Source organism: Ensifer sp. EB106-05-01-XG146, assembly GCF_058791875.1.
Window position 1 is genome coordinate 633,850 of the sequence record NZ_JBYTDX010000002.1, and the last position, 16,933, is coordinate 650,782.

The following is a 16,933-nucleotide window of genomic DNA, read 5'->3' on the forward strand; positions in this document are numbered from 1 at the left end:
CGATCCCGGCCTCTGTGTCCATGTAGATAAGTTGGCTGGTCATGATTTCACGGCCGTCGCCCAGAGATGGATGACCAAAGACGTACCCCGAGAGGCAGGCAGTCCTACGTGAATAGATCTGGTGGGCCTCAAGGATGGGGGCGGTGTCGAATGACATTGGCAGAGTCTCAACGGCGCGCAAGTCAGTGGACAGTCTCTGCGCATCTTGTGCGCTCAAGTAGGCGAATTTCATTGGAATGAACCTCTTCTGGCAATTTGCGGCACGGCCTGCCAAGGATTGGCGATCCAGTCGGGATAGGGTGGTGCCTCGTTGGCTTGTCTAGGAAGTGCGCCAGCGACTGCCTGACTTTCCAAACTGCTCGGCGTGAGCCCTACCCAGCGACGAGTTTCTTTCCCCTTCTCAGATTTCCCCGTCTAAGCTCCATCGCCGCAGCGAGTCCTCGGCTACCGGAGAGGGATGGCCGATGCGGTACCAGCGCTGGGACGAGCGCGCGACTCCTTGCTGAAGGGAAAAGAGGTGAAGTGGGGCGGTGAAGCCCATGGAAGTGCTCTGCTCGCGCTGCTCGCCGGGATACGTGATATATCCGACCAGCGTTGGGACGATGAACTTCTCGATGAACCATTGTTCGACGACCGGCGCGTCGCTGACCTCGAACTGGGGGAGTGACCTGCTGTCGATCACGCCGCGCAGGTCGGCAGCCAGATGCTCGACGGCATTGGCATGCCGGGCGATTGACGCCCATGAGGAATTCATCCGGTTTTCTCCAACTCTGAGCATCTTGGTCTCCATCCTTATCACGAATCATGAGCAATAAGCTCACAGTGTGAGCAAACTGACTCCTTCAAATGGCGCTGTCAACACTTCGAACTAATGCATGTACTGGCGTGGCCTCTCTCTTTGCTGCCCGCTCCTCGTCGGTATGATCGTCAAGACTCGAGTGTTTGGAGGGCAATTCGCAGCCGAAAAACGGCTGCTTCGAGGTGCCGGCGGCACCGACGACGCGCCGTGCGCCGAAGGACGAGGCCGCGACGCTAGGAGAAGCGCAAGACCGGCGCTCACCCGGAGAGTAGGTGTGCGGTGCGCAGGTCTGACCCACCATGGCGTGCGGACTGCGGCGCAAGACGGAAACGACCGCAGAGAGCCGTCGAAGTGTCCCGCTGCGTTCGGGGTGCGCTCGGGGGCTCTGCATTCTATCAAAGGTTGCGGTTGTGAGGCGCCGACGCGGCTGCCTCGAAGGTATGGCGCGGAGACGCATCGTCGTTTATTTGTCAACATATGCGGGCCTGACGAGGGAAGAAGCGAGGCGCGCCAAAAATGGCCTCGGCAACACGCCAATAGCAGTCTGCCCATCTTTTTTTGGAAAAGCGCCCCAACATTTTTTGGCGTCTTCAGGGATTTCAGTCACTTAGCCGCGCCAACTTAGTTTTGGCCCAACATCCAGTCGCGCGAATGGTGGAAAATACCCCCGCAAGTGTAGGCCAGCAGCCCCTCAAATTCTCCGAAAAATTTGAAAGTCTTTCATCATCGATCCCGGGAATGGACGGCTAGCGGTCTGCGTCCGGAAGTCGCACAATCCAAAGGCTGTGCAAGAGGCATTCGCGTCGTCCGAAAGAGGGCGGACGATCGCCAGCCGGCACGAAGCCTAAAGCGAAGCGATCGTTCCGGGAACATCCGGGCGTTCGAAATGCACTGGTCGGGAACTGGAGGAGACGGTTTCCCGCTCACTGTCGTTCGGCTGCGTCGTGGTGACGCCGCCAAGGGAGGAAAGATGTTTGAACGACTATTCAAGCTGAAAGAGCATCAGACGACGGCGCGCACCGAGGTGATCGCCGGTATCACGACATTCCTGACGATGTCCTACATCATCTTCGTCAACCCCGACATCCTGTCGAGCACGGGCATGGATAGGGATGCCGTCTTCGTCGCAACCTGTATTGCCGCTGCACTCGGCTCTGCGGTCATGGCGCTCGTCGCCAACTGGCCAATCGGCATGGCGCCGGGCATGGGCCTCAACGCCTTCTTCGCCTTCACCGTCGTTGCGGCGCTTGGCTTCACCTGGCAGCAGGCGCTGGGTGCTGTCTTCATCTCGGGCGTGATCTTCCTGATCCTGACCGTGACGGGGGTCCGAAGCTGGCTGATCGCCGGCATTCCGCATTCGCTTCGAAGCGCGATCGCCACCGGTATCGGCCTCTTCCTTGGCATCATCGCCCTGAAGAACGCCGGCATCGTCGTCGACAACCCGGCAACGCTCGTCGGTCTCGGCGACCTCAAGCAGACTGGCCCGCTGCTCGCGATCCTCGGCTTCTTCGTGATTGCCGTTCTGGACTCGCTAAAAGTTCGCGGCTCGATCCTGATCGGCATCCTGGTCGTCACCGTCCTGTCGATGATCCTCGGCGTCAGCGAGTTCAAGGGCATCGTCTCGGCACCGCCGAGCATCGCGCCGACCTTCTTGCAGCTCGACATCATGGGCGCCCTGCACGGCGGCCTGCTGCATGTCATCCTCGTCTTCGTGCTCGTCGAAGTCTTCGACGCTACCGGCACGCTGATCGGTGTCGCCAAGCGCGCCAAACTGGTGGAAGAAGGCAAGCCGAACCGTCTGGGCCGCGCGCTTCTCGCCGACAGCACCGCGATCGTCGCCGGCTCGCTGATCGGTACCAGCAGCACGACCGCCTATGTCGAAAGTGCCTCGGGCGTCCAGGCCGGCGGCCGTACGGGCCTGACCGCACTCACCGTCTGCGTGCTCTTCCTGGCAGCGCTGTTCTTCTCGCCGCTGGCAGCTGCCGTTCCGTCCTATGCGACGGCCCCGGCTCTGCTCTACGTTGCCGGCCTGATGATGCGCGAACTGACAGAAGTCGAGTGGGACGACCTGACGGAAGCGGCTCCGGCAGCGCTTACAGCACTCGCCATGCCCTTCACCTACTCGATTGCCAACGGCCTCGCCTTCGGCTTCGTCAGCTATGTCGTCTTGAAGGTCTTCACCGGTAAGTGGAGCGTCATCCACCCGGCAACCCAGCTCGTGGCAGCGCTCTTCATCGTGCGCTTCGCGTTCTTCGCCGAATAACGAAAATCGGCCGGGGCATGCCGCCTCGGCCGATCAGAACTTCCCCGTAAGTGCTGGCCGGAGCAACGAAATGTTGCTTCGGCCTTTTTGCCTCGATCTGGCTTAAAGAGCGCAAATCCGAACGGAAAGCCGCTTCACACTTTTCCTGGATTTGCTCAGTATTGCCCGGCGGGCAGATGCACCACAAGGCCGTCGAGTTCAGCCGACACCGTGATTTGACAGCTCAGGCGGCTGCGCTCGTTCGGATTGACGACGCACTCGATCATGTCCTGTTCCTGGAACTCGGGCGCCGGCAGGCGGTCGCTCCATTCGCCGTCGATGTAACAGTGACAGGTGCCGCAGGCGCAGGAGCCGCCGCATTCGGCGGCAATGGCGTCGATGCCGTTCTGCACAGCGGCTGACATCAGCGATTGGCCGATCTCCGCCTGAATTTCTTTCGTCGTGCCGTCCGCGTCGATGAAGACGATCTTGGGCATGGGTATTCTCCGATTGCGTATGTTGGTGTCGAGGATATGGGATCAGGCCGGCCGGATGGCGATCTTCAGCCGCTTGGGTCCACGGACAGAAAGACCGCGCTTGTATTCCGGCTCCCGGTCGACGAGTTCGATGGTTGGGAAACGGCGAAGCAGGGTGCTGAAGATGATATCCATGTCGAGGCGCGCGAGGTGGTTGCCGAGACAGAAATGCACGCCGCCGCCAAAGGCGAGATGACGGTTGGGCGTCCGGCCGATGTCGAACGTGTCGGCATTCTCGAACTGCTTGGGGTCGCGGTTGGCGGCGCCATAGAGCAGGCCGAACTTGGTGCCGCGCTCGAAGCGACGTCCGAAGATCTCGATGTCCTCGACGCAATGGCGGTGGAAGAACGGAAGCGGCGACTCGTAGCGGAACATCTCCTGCACGCCGGTCTGGATCAGGCCGGGTTCGCTCCGCAGCCGCGCCATCTGCTCGGGGAAGCGCAAGAGTGCATGCATGCCGCTGCCAAGCACATCGATCGTGGAACCGTGGCCGGCCATCAGGATCAGCATGCAGGTGGAGATGAATTCGTCGAAGTTCATGGCGCCGGAGCGCTCCGCCTCGATCAGCACCGAGATGAGGTCATCCTTCGGCGCCCGCTCACGTTCGGCCTTCAACGCTGTCAGGTATTCGTAGAAGTCGGTCGTATTGCGCTCGGCGAGCTCCTTGCGCGCGTCGGATCGGTCGACGTCGAAGAACTGCACGATGTTTTCCGACCAGATCCGCAGCTGCGGACAGTCCTCGTCCGGCACGCCGAGCAGGCGGCCGATGATATGGCCGGGAACATGGGCGGCCAGATCATCGACAAAGTCGATCTCGCCGCGATCGGCGAGGCTATCGATCAGCCGGTCGACATAGGCCTGGATCTGGTCGCGGAGCTTCGCAATCATAGCGGGTGTGAATAGTTTGAAGACCTGCTTGCGCAAGCGGTCATGCACGGCACCATCGCTGTCGAGCAGGCTGAACTGCACGAAACGCTCGTGGTGTGGCATGTCGTGCCAATTGGCGGCGCGCTGCAGTTTTGAGAGCTCTTCCTTGGTTGCGAGGTCTTCGAGCGAGCGCACCATGCGCTTGTCCATGACGATCGCCGAGACGTCCTCGAAGCGCGAGGCAAGCCAGATGTCGAAATCCGCAAAGTAGTGCAGCCCCTCTTTTTCGCGCAGCGCGCGATAGGTCGGATAGGGATCGCGAGCAAAATCCGGGGACAGCGGCGCGAAGGTGAAATTCGCGGCATCGCCATTCGGCGCGGCTTCGGTCATGGGCAATTCTCCGTGCATAAAGCTGCATGATAACGTCACTGCCGTAGCTCTGTGAATGGCGCCCTGTCGCAAGATGATGGACAAAACTCGCATCGGATGCCAGAAAATGGCATGCTGACCGAAAGCGAAGAGATCCATTTCCACACCCCGGCAAAATTCGCAGATGCGTTTCCCTATCTGGCGCTGGTGGCCGGAAGCCGGACGGCGCGCCCTGACGAGGCGCCGATCCGCAAACGGTTCCACCAGCACGTCTTCGTCTACACAACAGGCGGACGCGGGTTGATCGAGGTGCACGGTCAACGTCTCCCGGCCGAAACCGGCAGTGTTGCCTGGCTCGATACCTCTCAGGCCTATGCGCATAGCTGCGCTGCCGACAGCGAAAGCTGGCGTTATCTCTGGATGGGGATCGAGGGACACGGGCTTGATGCGCTCTACCAGTTTCTCGGCGTGCAGCAGTCGCCATTGTTCGTGCCGAGAGACCCGCGGAGGGCACAGGCGGCGTTCGAAAGTGTGAGCGGATTTCTTGCCGAACGCTCGCCGGCGACGGACGCCCTGTCGAGCGCCGCGATCGCGGGGCTGATGGCGGACATGATCGCGCCACGGCTGATCGGAGCCGAACCGGCCGAGGACAGGTCCGGTGAAGACCGTTTGCTTCAGGTGCTGTCGGTGATGCGCGGCGATCTCGCCAGGCCCTGGACGATCGACGAACTTGCGGCGCTTGCGCGGCTGAGCCCGTCGCAACTCTTTCGTCGCTTTCGCGAAATGGTGGGAACGACGCCGATGGACTGGCTGCGCCACGAGCGGATCAACCAGGCGAAACGCCTGCTGGTTGGACCCGATGCCAAGGTCTCGGCGGTGGCCGCCGTCTGCGGCTATCCGGATCCCTATCATTTCTCGCGCGATTTTCGCCGCGTGACCGGATACACGCCGACGAAATTCCGGCGGGATGGCGGCTATTGAGGCCGCAGCCTTCGTCCGATTTCGGCGGCCAGCGAGGCCCTGGCGCACCGATAACCCGACCGGACGACCGGGTCATGCATTGATTCACACGATCAGGAACGGCTCCTTGAAGAAATGTTCCTCGAGATTGACGCCTTCGCCGCCGCGATCGACCACCGCGAAATCCGAGACGTCATCGAGCGGCGTCAGGATGCCGTGCCAGACATTGCGGGCGATGTTGACGCCCTGGCCCGGGGTGGTCTTGAAGGCGATCGGTTCACTCGGGCCTTCGTCGGTTTCCCGGGAGACGACGATCAGAAACGGGTTGTCGCTCAAGGGGATGAAGGCCTGGCTGCCGAGCGGATGGCGCTCGACCATGGTGAGTTTCAGCGGCAGCGGATAGGGTACGCCGCGCACCAGGCTGATCATGGGCCGGGCCTTTTCGCCTGTTGTATCGATCTTGGCGAGGTCGTGGTAGCGGGTTGCATTGCCCCCGTTGATGGGGAAGTTGTTGGCATTCTCCGTTTCGATCACGTCGCCGAAAGGCGCAAAGGCCTCCCGGGTCAACGGCTGTATGACGATCTCCTTCATGTGACGCTCCTCCGTCCAATGTTGATGGGTTGCCTGGAAGTTTGATCGCTTCGCCTCCTCGGCGAAGCGATCTAGATGCCGGCTTTCGCAATACGCCCGAAGACACGCAGCCGGCTGACGCCGCCGTCGGGGAAGATGTTGAAGCGCACGTGGGTTACCGGACCCGCGATCGCGAGTGCGCTTGCTTCATAGGTGTGGATGCTGTCGGCGGCGAGTTTCTGCGGCGGCAGGACCTCGCGCCAGAACATCGACGATGCCGTAACGGATGCGGCCACTTCGCAAGCGTTCGCTCCAAGGTCTGCCGCCTGCAGCGAACAGGCGTCCGGGTAGTTGCCCTTGAAGTGGGCGGTATCGACCACGATCCGGTCGATCTCGCCGCGCGCGGCGAGTTTCACCACGATCCAGTCGTTGCCGGGCTCGCGCCGCCGGCGGGTCTCCCAACCGTCGCCCATGTTGATGCCGCGTCCGGGCGCAAGCAGCCGCTGGTGGCCGTAGTGTCCGTTGGAATAGGCGATGATGCGCCCGCCGAGCAATGATGAGGCCAGATCGACCACCGCGTCGCCGATCGCTGCCCGGTCTAGCGCAGGCGCGCCGTAAACCCGAAGGCGGGCGACGCCGCCGTCGGGATAGATGCGCAAGCGCACATGGCTCCAGACAGAATCCGACCGCGCTTCGAAGTGATGCAGCGCGCTCGGGCCAAGCGGCCGAGGGCAGACCAGCTCCGTCCAGACCGTCCGATCGTCGGGGCCATCCGGTGCCAGGCAGGCGTCGATGGCGCAAGCGCTCGGGTAGTTGCCGGTGAAATGAGCGGTATCAACCTCGAAGCCCCGGATGAGGCCGTTCGTCGCGAGTGCCACGATGGCGTGGTCGTTGCCGGGGCCACGGCGTCGCCGCGTCTCCCAGCCGTCCATCCACTTGCCGTTCTCGTCATAGACACCGGGATGATAGACCGGCGGCGCGTCCTGCAGCATGCGTTCGAGCGGCGCGAAGAACTCGTCGGTTGCAAAGACCGGCCGCGCGCCGAGACCGGCGGAGGCAAGGTTGATCGCGTTCAGCGCGAATTCGGGCGGGTTCACGCCGTCGATCGTCATCGCGAGACCCTCAGCTCGGCAGCATGTCCTTGAGGCGCAGATAGGCGATACGCTCCACCTGCCGGCACGCGGTCTCGAACTCCGTGTCGCGATCGTTGCCGATCCGGCTTTCGAAGGCGGCGAGGATCTCGTCCTTGCTGCGGCCCTTGACCGCCATGATGAACGGGAACTTGAACTTCTCGACATAGGCGGCGTTGAGCGTGGTGAAGCGTTCACGCTCGGCATCGGTCAGCGCATCGAGGCCGGCACCGGCCTGCTCGTTGGTCGAGCTTTCGGTCAGGCGCTTGGCCTGCGCCAGCTTGCCGGCGAGATCGGGGTGGGCGATCAGCACAGCAAGCCGCTCCTCAGCCGAAGCTTCGCGGAAGACTGCGGAAAGGGCGGCGGCAAGGCCGATCGCGGTGTCGTTGGCCGGCGAAAGTTCGCCCTGGAAGGCGCGCTTCGCAATCCACTTTGAATGTTCGAAGACGCCGCCGAACCTGGCGACGAACGCCTCTTCGCCAAGCCGCGACGGACGATCGTCCCAGGCCTTGTACGGGTAGTTTTCGGCCCAGTGGCGGGCGATATCGACGCGTTTTGCGAGCCACACCTTCTCGTGGCCCTGCACATAATCGAGGAAGCGGGCGAGTGCCGCGGCACGGCCGGGCCGGCCGACGAGGCGGCAGTGCAGCCCGATGCTCAGCATCTTCGGCGCACCGGCCGTACCTTCGGCGTAGAGCACGTCGAAGCTGTCCTTGAGGTAGCTGAAGAACTGGTCGCCGCTGTTGAAACCCTGCGGCGTAGCAAAACGCATGTCGTTGCTGTCGAGCGTGTAGGGGATGACCAACTGATGGCGCCCCGCATGCTCATGCCAATAGGGCAGGTCGTCGGCATAGGCGTCCGACACGTAGTCGAAGCCGCCGGCTTCCGTCACGAGGTCGAGCGTGTTGTCGGAACAGCGCCCCGTATACCAGCCGCGCGGGCGCTCGCCGGTGACGATGGTGTGCAGCCGGATCGCCTCGGCGATCTCCTGGCGCTCGCGCTCCGGCGAAAAGTCCTTGTGTTCGATCCATTTCAGGCCGTGCGAGGCGATTTCCCAGCCGGCGTCCTGCATGGCGGCGACCTGTTCCGGTGAGCGCTTCAGCGCGGTTGCGACGCCATAGACGGTTGCCGGCACGCCGCGCTCGGTGAACATGCGATGCAGCCGCCAGAAGCCGGCGCGCGCGCCATATTCGTAGATCGATTCCATGTTCCAGTGGCGCTGGCCCTGCCAGGCCTGCGCACCGACGATTTCCGACAGGAATGCTTCGGAGGCTGCGTCGCCGTGCAGCACGCAGTTCTCGCCGCCTTCCTCGTAATTGATGACGAATTGCACGGCGATCCGCGCGCCGTCGGGCCATGTGATCTTGAAGTTCGGGCCGTGGCCGTGAAGATCGCGGGGGTATCTCATCTAAGCAGCTCCTCCAGACATTTTCGTCTCTGCATCCAATTTCTAGCGGCATTTGTTTCGAGCCATTCCCCCCAAAAAATTTGAAAGTCTCGAATGATCCGGTCGCTACCAAGCGGGTGGGAATGCCGGAATACTGCGAGGTGGAAAGCTGACTTCGGGAGGAGCGAAAACTATGCAATCTCAGGGTGGAAACGCCGGCCGTTTGACGACGCACGTGCTGGATACGGCCAGCGGCAAACCGGCCGAAGGGCTGCGCATCGAGCTCTACCGGGTCGATGGCGATCGCCAGACGCATATCAAGTCCGTCAAGACCAATGACGACGGCCGCTGTGACGAGCCGCTTTTGAGCGGCGAGCGCATGCAGACCGGCACCTACGAGCTGCAGTTCCATGCGGGCGATTATCTCGGCGGCGCAGCCAAGCGCGGGGAAAACCCGTTCCTCGACGTGATCCCAATCCGCTTCGGCATCGATAACCAGGGCGCGCACTATCACGTGCCGCTGCTGCTTTCGCCCTATGGCTACTCCACCTATCGCGGGAGCTGAGCAATGACGATCCAGATCCGCAACACCATCCGCTTCATCCTGAACCACCGCCTCGTCGAACTTGCCGATGTTTCGCCGGTTCAGACTCTGCTCGATTTTCTGCGCATCGACCGCAATCTGAAGGGCACGAAAGAAGGCTGCGCCGAGGGCGACTGCGGTGCCTGCACCGTGCTTGTCGGCCGCCTGCTCGACGGCAAGCTCAAGTATGAATCCGTCAATGCCTGCATCCGTTTCGTCGGCTCGCTCGACGGCTGTCATATCGTGACGGTGGATAGTTTGGCGCAGCCGGCTGGCCCGTTGCATCCGGTGCAGCAGGCAATGGTCGACACGCATGCCTCGCAGTGCGGTTTCTGCACGCCGGGCTTCGTGATGTCGCTCTATGGCCTCTGGATGGAGAACTCGAAGCCGTCGATCGCCGAAATCGAAAAGGCGCTGCAGGGCAATCTTTGTCGCTGCACCGGCTATGCCGCGATCATCCGCGCCGCCGAGGCGATCTCGACGATCGGCGACATCGGCAAGGATCCGCTGGTTGCCGAACGCGACCGGATCACAGGCGAACTGGCAGCACTTCAGGATGGCCGTCGCGTGGAAATCGGCTCGGAGACGGAACGCTTCATTCTTCCGGGCTCGGTCGATGATCTTGCCGCCGTGCTCGAAGCCAACCCAAAGGCGACGATCGTTGCCGGTTCGACCGATGTCGGCCTATGGGTCACCAAATTCATGCGCGACATCTCACCGGTCATTCACCTGACCCATCTTGAAGAACTGCGCCGCATCACGGTCGATGCCGACGGCGTGACGCTCGGCGCCGGCGTCAGCTACGCCGAAGCCTACCCCGTTATCGTCGCGCACTTCCCTGAACTGACCGAGCTTTGGGATCGCATCGGCGGCCAGCAGGTCCGCAACATGGGCACCGTCGGCGGCAACATTGCCAACGGCTCGCCGATCGGCGACACGCCGCCGGCGCTGATTGCGCTTGGCGCCGCGATCACGCTGCGCAAGGGCGATCGCCGCCGCACGGTGGTGCTCGAGGACTTCTTCATCGCCTACGGCAAGCAGGACCGCGAGCCGGGCGAGTTCGTGGAAAGCGTGCGCATTCCTTTCGTTTCCGATAACGCGCGTGTGGCCGTCTACAAGGTGACGAAGCGTCTGGATGAGGACATTACCGCCGTCTGCGGCGGCTTCAACCTCGCCTTCGAGGCAGGTCGGGTCAGCGACGCCATCATCGCCTTCGGCGGCATGGCCGCTACGCCGAAGCGAGCCGCTCATGTGGAGGCGGTGCTAAAAGGCGCCGAGTGGAACGAGGAGACGATCGAGCGCGCTGTCGCTGCCTTCGATCAGGACTTCACGCCGCTCACCGATTGGCGCGCCTCGGCGGAGTACCGCCAACTGGTGGCGAAGAACCTGCTTCGCCGCTTCTATCTCGAAACGCAGTCGAGTGGCGGCCAGCTCCGTCTCGATCGCACCATTGCTGTCGCGGTTTAAGGGAGGAAGCCATGAACGTGATGCAGCCCATCGACCGCATCCGCGGCGGCGTACACGAAAACGAACGGCACGAGTCCGGCCACAAGCATGTGTCCGGAACGGCCGAATATATCGACGATATTCCTGAGCCCCAGGGCACCCTGCACGGCTATCTCGGCCTCTCGCAGCGGGCACACGCCGACATTCTGTCGATCGACTTTGAGGCCGTGAACGCCAGCGAAGGCGTGATCGGCGTTCTGACGGCCGCCGACATTCCCGGCGAGAACGATATCAGTCCGGCGCACAAGCACGACGAACCGATCTTCGTCACCGACAAGGTGGAGTTCCACGGCCAGCCGATCTTCGCAGTCATTGCCACTTCACGCGAGGCCGCCCGCCGTGCCACAGCCAAGGTCAAGATCGAATATCGCGACCTGCCGCATGTGACCGACGTGCTCGAAGCGGCTGCCGCCAACTATCCGCTGGTCATCGATCCCTTGAAGCTCGAGCGTGGCGACATCGACGCCGGCTTTGCCAAGGCGAAGAACATTCTCGAAGGCGAGATGCGCATCGGCGGCCAGGACCACTTCTATCTGGAAGGCCAGATCTCGTTTGCCATTCCCGGTGAGGACGACGAGGTGCTCGTCTATTCCTCGACCCAGCACCCGGCCGAGACGCAGCACATGGTCGCGACCGTGCTTGGCGTTCCGTCGAACGCGGTCACCGTGAATGTGCGCCGCATGGGCGGCGGTTTCGGCGGCAAGGAAACCCAGGCCAACATTTTCGCCGCCGTTGCGGCCGTCGCGGCCAAGAAATACCGCTGCCCGGTCAAGGTTCGGCCGGACCGCGACGACGACATGAGCGCCACCGGCAAGCGTCACGACTTCCACGTGGACTACAAGCTCGGCTTCGACGACGAGGGGCGCATCGAGGCGGTGGACGCCGTTTTCTCGGCACGCTGCGGTTACTCGGCTGATCTCTCGGGTCCGGTCACCGACCGCGCGCTCTTCCATGCCGACAACTGCTATTTCTATCCGAACGTGCGCCTGCGCTCGCGTCCGCTGAAGACCAACACCGTTTCCAACACTGCGTTCCGCGGTTTCGGCGGCCCTCAAGGGATGGTCGGTGGCGAACGAATGATCGAGGACATCGCCTATGCCGTCGGCAAGGACCCGCTGGAAATCCGCAAGCTGAACTTCTATGGCGGCGAGGGCCGAAACCTCACGCCCTATCACCAGACCGTGGAAGACAACATCATCGGCCGCATTATCGAGGAACTGGAAACCTCGGCGGATTATGCCAAGCGTCGCGAAGCGGTGATCGCGTTTAACCGCGAGAGCAATGTGGTGAAGCGCGGCATCGCGCTGACGCCGGTAAAGTTCGGCATCTCCTTCACCAAGACCGAGTACAACCAGGCCGGCGCGCTTGTGCATGTCTATACGGATGGTTCGATCCATCTGAACCATGGCGGCACCGAGATGGGGCAGGGGCTCTATACCAAGGTCGCCCAAGTGGTGGCCGACGAGTTCCAGGTCGATCTCGACCGGATCAAGGTGACGGCGACGACGACCGGCAAGGTGCCGAACACGTCTGCAACCGCGGCGTCCTCCGGCTCCGATCTCAACGGCATGGCCGCTGCCAATGCCGCCCAACAGATCAAGGAACGGCTGGTGAAGTTTGCTGCCGAGCGCTGGAACGTCGCCGAGGCCGATGTCGCCTTCGAACCGAACGTGGTGCGGATCGGAGCGGAACGCTTGAGCTTCAACGAGTTCATCAAGATCGCCTATGGCGCCCGCATCCAGCTTTCGGCCGCCGGTTTCTACAAGACGCCGAAGATCCACTGGAACCGCGCCGAGGGCCGAGGCCGGCCGTTCTTCTACTACGCCTATGGCGCCTCGTGCTCCGAGGTCAGCGTCGATACGCTGACCGGTGAATATCAGGTCGACCGCACGGACATCCTGCACGATGTCGGCCGCTCGCTGAACCCGGCGCTCGATCTTGGTCAGGTCGAAGGCGCCTTCGTTCAGGGCATGGGCTGGCTGACGACGGAAGAGCTCTGGTGGGATGCCAAGGGCCGGCTGCGCACGCACGCGCCCTCGACCTACAAGATCCCGCTGGCTTCGGATCGGCCACGCGTCTTCAACACCCGGCTTGCCGAGTGGTCGGTCAACCGCGAAGAAACGATTCGCCGCTCGAAGGCTGTCGGCGAACCGCCGTTCATGCTCGGCATCTCCGTGCTGGAAGCCTTGTCGATGGCGGCCGCGAGCGTTGCGGAGTATCGTATAGCACCGCGCCTTGATGCGCCGGCAACGCCGGAACGGGTGTTGATGGCGATCGAGCGGCTGCGGGCGGCCGCACGGCAGAAAGGGTAACAGGGGCTGATTGTCATGGTGGCGAGCCGCGAGGATATCAGGGACTTTCTCCGACGCGAGCGCGACTGCGTGCTTGTGGAGGTGACCGGTGCCGCCGGTTCGACGCCACGCGATACCGACGCCTGGATGCTCGTCGCCGCCGATAGCCTGTTCGGCACGATCGGCGGCGGGCAACTCGAATACATGGCGATCGACCATGGCCGGCGGGCGCTGAAGCGCGGCGACGCGCCGGAGGCGATGACGATCCCGCTCGGACCGGAGATCGGCCAGTGTTGCGGCGGGCGCGTGGCGCTTGCCTTCACACGAATCGATCGGGAGAAAGCCGCCATGCTGATTGAACGCAGCGACCTGGAAATCGCCAGCCGGCCGCATGTCTATGTCTTTGGCGCGGGCCATGTCGGCGATGCACTGGCGATGGCGCTCTCCCTGGTGCCGGTGCGCACCGTTCTCGTAGATACCCGCGAGAACGAGCTTTCGGCCGTTGCCGACATTCCCGGCATCGAGACCTGCCTGACGGCGATGCCGGAGGCAGTGGTGCGCGACGCGCCCCCCGGCAGCGCCTTCGTCATCCTCACCCACGACCACGCGCTCGACTTCCTGATCGCGGCAGAAGCGCTTCGCCGCGACGATGCCTCCTATGTCGGTATGATCGGGTCGAAGACGAAGCGCTCCACTTTCAAGAACTGGCTGTCGCGCGAGATCGGTCGACCGGACCTCTTCGACCGGCTGGTCTGCCCGATCGGCGGCACGACGGTGAAGGACAAGCGGCCAGCGGTGATCGCTGCGCTTGCCGCCGCCGAAGTCATGGCGGCTGCGCTCAATTTTCGCCAGCCGGTGCAAGTGGACATCTCGCGTCGGCCGGCTGCCGCCAAGCTTGCTCGTTAGCAAATCCGCCCGTCAGCGGAGCGCCGTTTCGCCCCGGTGCGCACCGTTGAGGTGGAGCGCAAAGCCGTTGATGCGCGGGTCGCCGACCTCCGGTCGGAGTTCAAGCGTCGGGATTGCATAGTCCCCGCCGTTCTGCCGGCGATAGGGAATGGGCGCAGTTGTCGCGAGCGTGTGCATTCTTTCTTTCAGTTGTTCCGCCGTGGCTTGAAAACCAGCGTCGTCAAGGCTGTCTACGCGGTAGGCGACGAACGGCGGGAGCACGTCGTAACCGGGATAGAAGAGGATCCCGTGGTTGATCGGGAAGAGCAGGTCGTCGATCGGCCCGTTCACGCCCCGCGGCGAATAGTGCTCCTCCCAGCCGCCCGTCGTCACGACAAGCATGGCGCGTTTGCCGGCCAGCGTTCCCTCGCCGAAGCGCCTGCCCCAATATTTGTCGCTGTGCTCGCCGACGCCATAGGCAAAACCATAGGCATAGACGCGGTCGACCCAGCCTTTCAGGATCGCCGGCATTGAATACCACCACAGCGGAAACTGCAGAATCAGCGCGTCGGCCCAGAGCAGCTTTTCCTGCTCGGTCTTGACGTCGGCGGTCAGCGTATCGGTGGCAAAGGCCTCCTTCGACGCGCGGCTCGGCTTGAACCGGGCATCGGGGGCAAGGGCCGGAAAATCGGCGCGACCGATCTCGGACTTCCATCCCTCGGCATAGAGATCGGTGACACGAACCTCATGGCCTTCCGCCTCAAGCGTCTTGACGGCGATATCGCGCAGCGCGCCGTTCAGTGAACGCGGTTCGGGGTGGGCATAAACAAGCAGAACTTTCATGGTCGATATCCTCGGTGCCATCAACTGAGACTCTAGGTAGACCGCCCCATCCCTATGCGGTAGATATTCGAAATGCATAGGATCATGCCGAAAAATGGATAAGTCTGATGTTACGCTTGAACGCATGCGCACCTTCGTGCGCGTCGCCGAGCGGGGCAGTCTTTCGGCTGTTGCGCGTGAGTTCGGCATCGGCCAGTCGACGGTGACGCGGCAGCTGCGAGAGCTCGAGGAAGCGATCGGCGTGCCGCTGCTTAGCCGCACCACCCGTCGCGTCACGGTGACCGACGAAGGCAGCCGTTACTACGCCGATAGCGTCCAGATCCTGCGACTGGTAGAACAGGCCGGCGACGAAGCGCGCGGTGCGCGTGGGGCTGCTGCCGGTACCATTCGTGTGTCCTGCACGTCCGCATTCGGAGTGCTGCACGTTACCCGGCTGATCTTTGCTTTCCAGGACAGGCATCCCGACATCGGCGTCGATCTGAGCCTGACCGACGAGCGCATCGACCTCGTGCGGGAAGGCATCGACGTCGCGTTGCGGCTCGGGCCGCTTAGCGACAGCTCCATGAAGCTTAGGCCGCTTGGGCAGAGCCGGCGTCTTCTGGTGGCTGCTCCGGCCTACCTGGCCGCGCGCGGATTTCCGCGCGCCCCAAGCGACCTCTCGGCGCATGAGGGGATCCGCATGTCGAACATTGCCGGCAGTGACAGGCTCAACTTCGAAGCCACAGACGGGCGGCATCTGTCCGTGCCCTTCGGTGGACGCCTTCGCATCGATCATGGGCTTGCTGCACGTGAGGCCCTCGTCGCCGGCCGGGGCATCGCGCCTGCCCACCGATGGCTCGTCGACGATCTGATCGAGGCCGGCCTGTTGGTGCCGCTGCTTCCGGACTATTCATTGCCTGCGGTGCCGCTCAGCCTGCTGATCGTGCCGGAACGCTCTGGCATCGCCCGTGTTCGTCTGTTGGTTGATTTCCTGGTCGAGGCGATCGGCAACCTTCCGGGGATCGAGAGGTCCAGAGCCTAGCGGCCTCGGCCGTCCGCCAGCTGCGACAGCGTGATCCCTAACCCGAATGGATCGGTTGCATGACCCGTGCGCCGTAAGCCATACCACAAATGTGTCGCTTACCCTTTGCTTCCGGATCTGTCTATCATCAGTAGTTTCTAAAATAAGGTTGACGCTGAGGTCGACCTTAGCGGAAGTAACGCGTCCAGGATTTTCTTTAGTGCTTTTCAGACAAATCGCGTTTTACGCAATTGCACAGAGACGGGGACGCATCAGATCGGGAGACGACTATGAAGAAACTGACGCGTGCTCTGCTCTTGTCCACGGCATTCGCGGTGCTGACGCACTATAGCGCGCCGTTCATGATCGGCGTTGCCCACGCCGATGGGGGTACTACCAGTGGTGAAGGCAGCACGGGCGGCACCGGTGGTGATGGTGGTACGGGCGGTGATGGCGGTACGGGTGGTACCGGCGGTGACGGTGGAACGGGGGGCGATGGCGGCACGGGCGGCACCGGTGGTGATGGCGGCACGGGCGGCGATGGCGGTGGCACCGGTGGTGACGGTGGTGGCACGGGCGGTGACGGTGGTGGCGATGGCGGCGGCACCGGTGGCGACGGTGGTGGCACGGGCGGTGATGGCGGCGGCACCGGTGGCGATGGCGGCGGCACGGGCGGTGACGGTGGTGGCACGGGCGGTGATGGCGGCGGCACTGGTGGCGATGGCGGCGGCACCGGTGGCGACGGTGGTGGTACCGGCGGCGATGGCGGCGGCACGGGTGGTGACGGTGGCGGCACCGGCGGTGACGGCGGCGGTGGCGGCAAGCCCAAGCACGCCAACAACGGCTTCGGCAACGGCGGCGGTGACGGCGTTCCCGGCAAGTCGAAGCACAGCGACGTGAAACGCTGATCTCTGAAAAATATTGAGGGCGCGCCGCATCGGCGCGCCTTCTTTCTTTTGCAAACC

15 protein-coding genes and 1 pseudogene are annotated in these 16,933 nt (G+C 63.0%); 8 read left to right on the top strand and 8 right to left on the bottom strand.

Annotation, left to right across the window (positions count from 1 at the left end; all coding sequences use genetic code 11):
• Positions 1 to 25: 25 nt before the first annotated feature.
• A pseudogene (locus tag AC3WVQ_RS22990) lies at positions 26 to 232 on the bottom strand (hypothetical protein); the annotation flags it as partial.
• Positions 233 to 400: 168 nt separating this feature from the next.
• Positions 401 to 778 carry a hypothetical protein gene (locus tag AC3WVQ_RS22995; RefSeq protein WP_492383001.1) on the bottom strand — a complete coding sequence of 126 codons (378 nt, stop codon included), beginning with the start codon at positions 776 to 778 and terminating at the stop codon, positions 401 to 403.
• A gap of 991 nt (positions 779 to 1,769) precedes the next feature.
• On the opposite strand from AC3WVQ_RS22995, the gene AC3WVQ_RS23000 reads away from it, so the two are divergent.
• A complete protein-coding gene (locus tag AC3WVQ_RS23000) occupies positions 1,770 to 3,062 on the top strand; it encodes an NCS2 family permease (RefSeq protein ID WP_034799339.1) in 1,293 nt (430 codons plus the stop codon).
• 155 nt (positions 3,063 to 3,217) lie between these two features.
• On the opposite strand, the gene AC3WVQ_RS23005 is transcribed toward AC3WVQ_RS23000, so the two are convergent.
• The gene (locus AC3WVQ_RS23005) at positions 3,218 to 3,538 is read right to left on the bottom strand and encodes a 2Fe-2S iron-sulfur cluster-binding protein (protein WP_043613820.1); all 321 of its coding nucleotides are present in this window, start codon (positions 3,536 to 3,538) and stop codon (positions 3,218 to 3,220) included.
• A 42-nt stretch (positions 3,539 to 3,580) separates the two neighbouring features.
• Entirely contained in the window at positions 3,581 to 4,834 is a 1,254-nt protein-coding gene (locus AC3WVQ_RS23010) for a cytochrome P450 (protein ID WP_492383002.1), read from the bottom strand.
• Between the two features lie 111 nt (positions 4,835 to 4,945).
• Here AC3WVQ_RS23010 and AC3WVQ_RS23015 point away from each other — a divergent pair, with 111 nt between their 5' ends.
• A complete protein-coding gene (locus AC3WVQ_RS23015; protein ID WP_457578269.1) occupies positions 4,946 to 5,794 on the top strand; it encodes a helix-turn-helix transcriptional regulator in 849 nt (282 codons plus the stop codon).
• Positions 5,795 to 5,878: 84 nt separating this feature from the next.
• On the opposite strand, the gene AC3WVQ_RS23020 is transcribed toward AC3WVQ_RS23015, so the two are convergent.
• From AC3WVQ_RS23020 to puuE, 3 genes are all read right to left on the bottom strand, one after another.
• Positions 5,879 to 6,364: an ureidoglycolate lyase gene (locus AC3WVQ_RS23020; protein ID WP_034799348.1), complete on the bottom strand. Its 486-nt coding sequence runs from the start codon at positions 6,362 to 6,364 to the stop codon at positions 5,879 to 5,881.
• A 71-nt stretch (positions 6,365 to 6,435) separates the two neighbouring features.
• Positions 6,436 to 7,455, bottom strand: a complete 1,020-nt coding sequence (gene alc, locus AC3WVQ_RS23025; RefSeq protein ID WP_034799351.1) for an allantoicase — start codon at positions 7,453 to 7,455, stop codon at positions 6,436 to 6,438.
• 10 nt (positions 7,456 to 7,465) lie between these two features.
• Positions 7,466 to 8,881, bottom strand: a complete 1,416-nt coding sequence (gene puuE / locus AC3WVQ_RS23030; protein ID WP_060521702.1) for an allantoinase PuuE — start codon at positions 8,879 to 8,881, stop codon at positions 7,466 to 7,468.
• A 172-nt stretch (positions 8,882 to 9,053) separates the two neighbouring features.
• On the opposite strand from puuE, the gene uraH reads away from it, so the two are divergent.
• From uraH to xdhC, 4 genes are read left to right on the top strand one after another with little or no spacing between them, the layout of a single operon-like run.
• A complete protein-coding gene (uraH, locus tag AC3WVQ_RS23035) occupies positions 9,054 to 9,425 on the top strand; it encodes a hydroxyisourate hydrolase (RefSeq protein WP_402321934.1) in 372 nt (123 codons plus the stop codon).
• Between the two features lie 3 nt (positions 9,426 to 9,428).
• Positions 9,429 to 10,910 (top strand): xanthine dehydrogenase small subunit, encoded by a 1,482-nt coding sequence (gene xdhA / locus AC3WVQ_RS23040; RefSeq protein ID WP_492383003.1) that lies wholly within the window; start codon positions 9,429 to 9,431, stop codon positions 10,908 to 10,910.
• An 11-nt stretch (positions 10,911 to 10,921) separates the two neighbouring features.
• Complete coding sequence (gene xdhB, locus AC3WVQ_RS23045) at positions 10,922 to 13,261, top strand: xanthine dehydrogenase molybdopterin binding subunit (protein ID WP_060586159.1); 2,340 nt, start codon at positions 10,922 to 10,924, stop codon at positions 13,259 to 13,261.
• Positions 13,262 to 13,279: 18 nt separating this feature from the next.
• Entirely contained in the window at positions 13,280 to 14,146 is an 867-nt protein-coding gene (gene xdhC, locus AC3WVQ_RS23050) for a xanthine dehydrogenase accessory protein XdhC (protein ID WP_060521827.1), read from the top strand.
• Positions 14,147 to 14,158: 12 nt separating this feature from the next.
• Here xdhC and AC3WVQ_RS23055 read toward each other — a convergent pair whose 3' ends face one another.
• Positions 14,159 to 14,968 (bottom strand): NAD(P)H-dependent oxidoreductase, encoded by an 810-nt coding sequence (locus tag AC3WVQ_RS23055; protein WP_060586160.1) that lies wholly within the window; start codon positions 14,966 to 14,968, stop codon positions 14,159 to 14,161.
• 94 nt (positions 14,969 to 15,062) lie between these two features.
• On the opposite strand from AC3WVQ_RS23055, the gene AC3WVQ_RS23060 reads away from it, so the two are divergent.
• Positions 15,063 to 15,989 carry a LysR family transcriptional regulator gene (locus AC3WVQ_RS23060; RefSeq protein WP_060644328.1) on the top strand — a complete coding sequence of 309 codons (927 nt, stop codon included), beginning with the start codon at positions 15,063 to 15,065 and terminating at the stop codon, positions 15,987 to 15,989.
• Positions 15,990 to 16,258: 269 nt separating this feature from the next.
• Positions 16,259 to 16,876 (top strand): hypothetical protein, encoded by a 618-nt coding sequence (locus AC3WVQ_RS23065; RefSeq protein ID WP_492383004.1) that lies wholly within the window; start codon positions 16,259 to 16,261, stop codon positions 16,874 to 16,876.
• The last annotated feature ends 57 nt before the right edge of the window (positions 16,877 to 16,933 follow it).

Excerpts from the sequence above, each read along its gene's own strand:
- AC3WVQ_RS22995 (WP_492383001.1), bottom strand. The coding sequence starts at position 778 with ATGCTCAGAGTTGGAGAAAACCGGATGAATTCCTCATGGGCGTCAATC.
- AC3WVQ_RS23000 (WP_034799339.1), top strand. The coding sequence starts at position 1,770 with ATGTTTGAACGACTATTCAAGCTGAAAGAGCATCAGACGACGGCGCGC.
- AC3WVQ_RS23005 (WP_043613820.1), bottom strand. The coding sequence starts at position 3,538 with ATGCCCAAGATCGTCTTCATCGACGCGGACGGCACGACGAAAGAAATT.
- AC3WVQ_RS23010 (WP_492383002.1), bottom strand. The coding sequence starts at position 4,834 with ATGACCGAAGCCGCGCCGAATGGCGATGCCGCGAATTTCACCTTCGCG.
- AC3WVQ_RS23015 (WP_457578269.1), top strand. The coding sequence starts at position 4,946 with ATGCTGACCGAAAGCGAAGAGATCCATTTCCACACCCCGGCAAAATTC.
- AC3WVQ_RS23020 (WP_034799348.1), bottom strand. The coding sequence starts at position 6,364 with ATGAAGGAGATCGTCATACAGCCGTTGACCCGGGAGGCCTTTGCGCCT.
- alc (WP_034799351.1), bottom strand. The coding sequence starts at position 7,455 with ATGACGATCGACGGCGTGAACCCGCCCGAATTCGCGCTGAACGCGATC.
- puuE (WP_060521702.1), bottom strand. The coding sequence starts at position 8,881 with ATGAGATACCCCCGCGATCTTCACGGCCACGGCCCGAACTTCAAGATC.
- uraH (WP_402321934.1), top strand. The coding sequence starts at position 9,054 with ATGCAATCTCAGGGTGGAAACGCCGGCCGTTTGACGACGCACGTGCTG.
- xdhA (WP_492383003.1), top strand. The coding sequence starts at position 9,429 with ATGACGATCCAGATCCGCAACACCATCCGCTTCATCCTGAACCACCGC.
- xdhB (WP_060586159.1), top strand. The coding sequence starts at position 10,922 with ATGAACGTGATGCAGCCCATCGACCGCATCCGCGGCGGCGTACACGAA.
- AC3WVQ_RS23055 (WP_060586160.1), bottom strand. The coding sequence starts at position 14,968 with ATGAAAGTTCTGCTTGTTTATGCCCACCCCGAACCGCGTTCACTGAAC.
- AC3WVQ_RS23060 (WP_060644328.1), top strand. The coding sequence starts at position 15,063 with ATGGATAAGTCTGATGTTACGCTTGAACGCATGCGCACCTTCGTGCGC.
- AC3WVQ_RS23065 (WP_492383004.1), top strand. The coding sequence starts at position 16,259 with ATGAAGAAACTGACGCGTGCTCTGCTCTTGTCCACGGCATTCGCGGTG.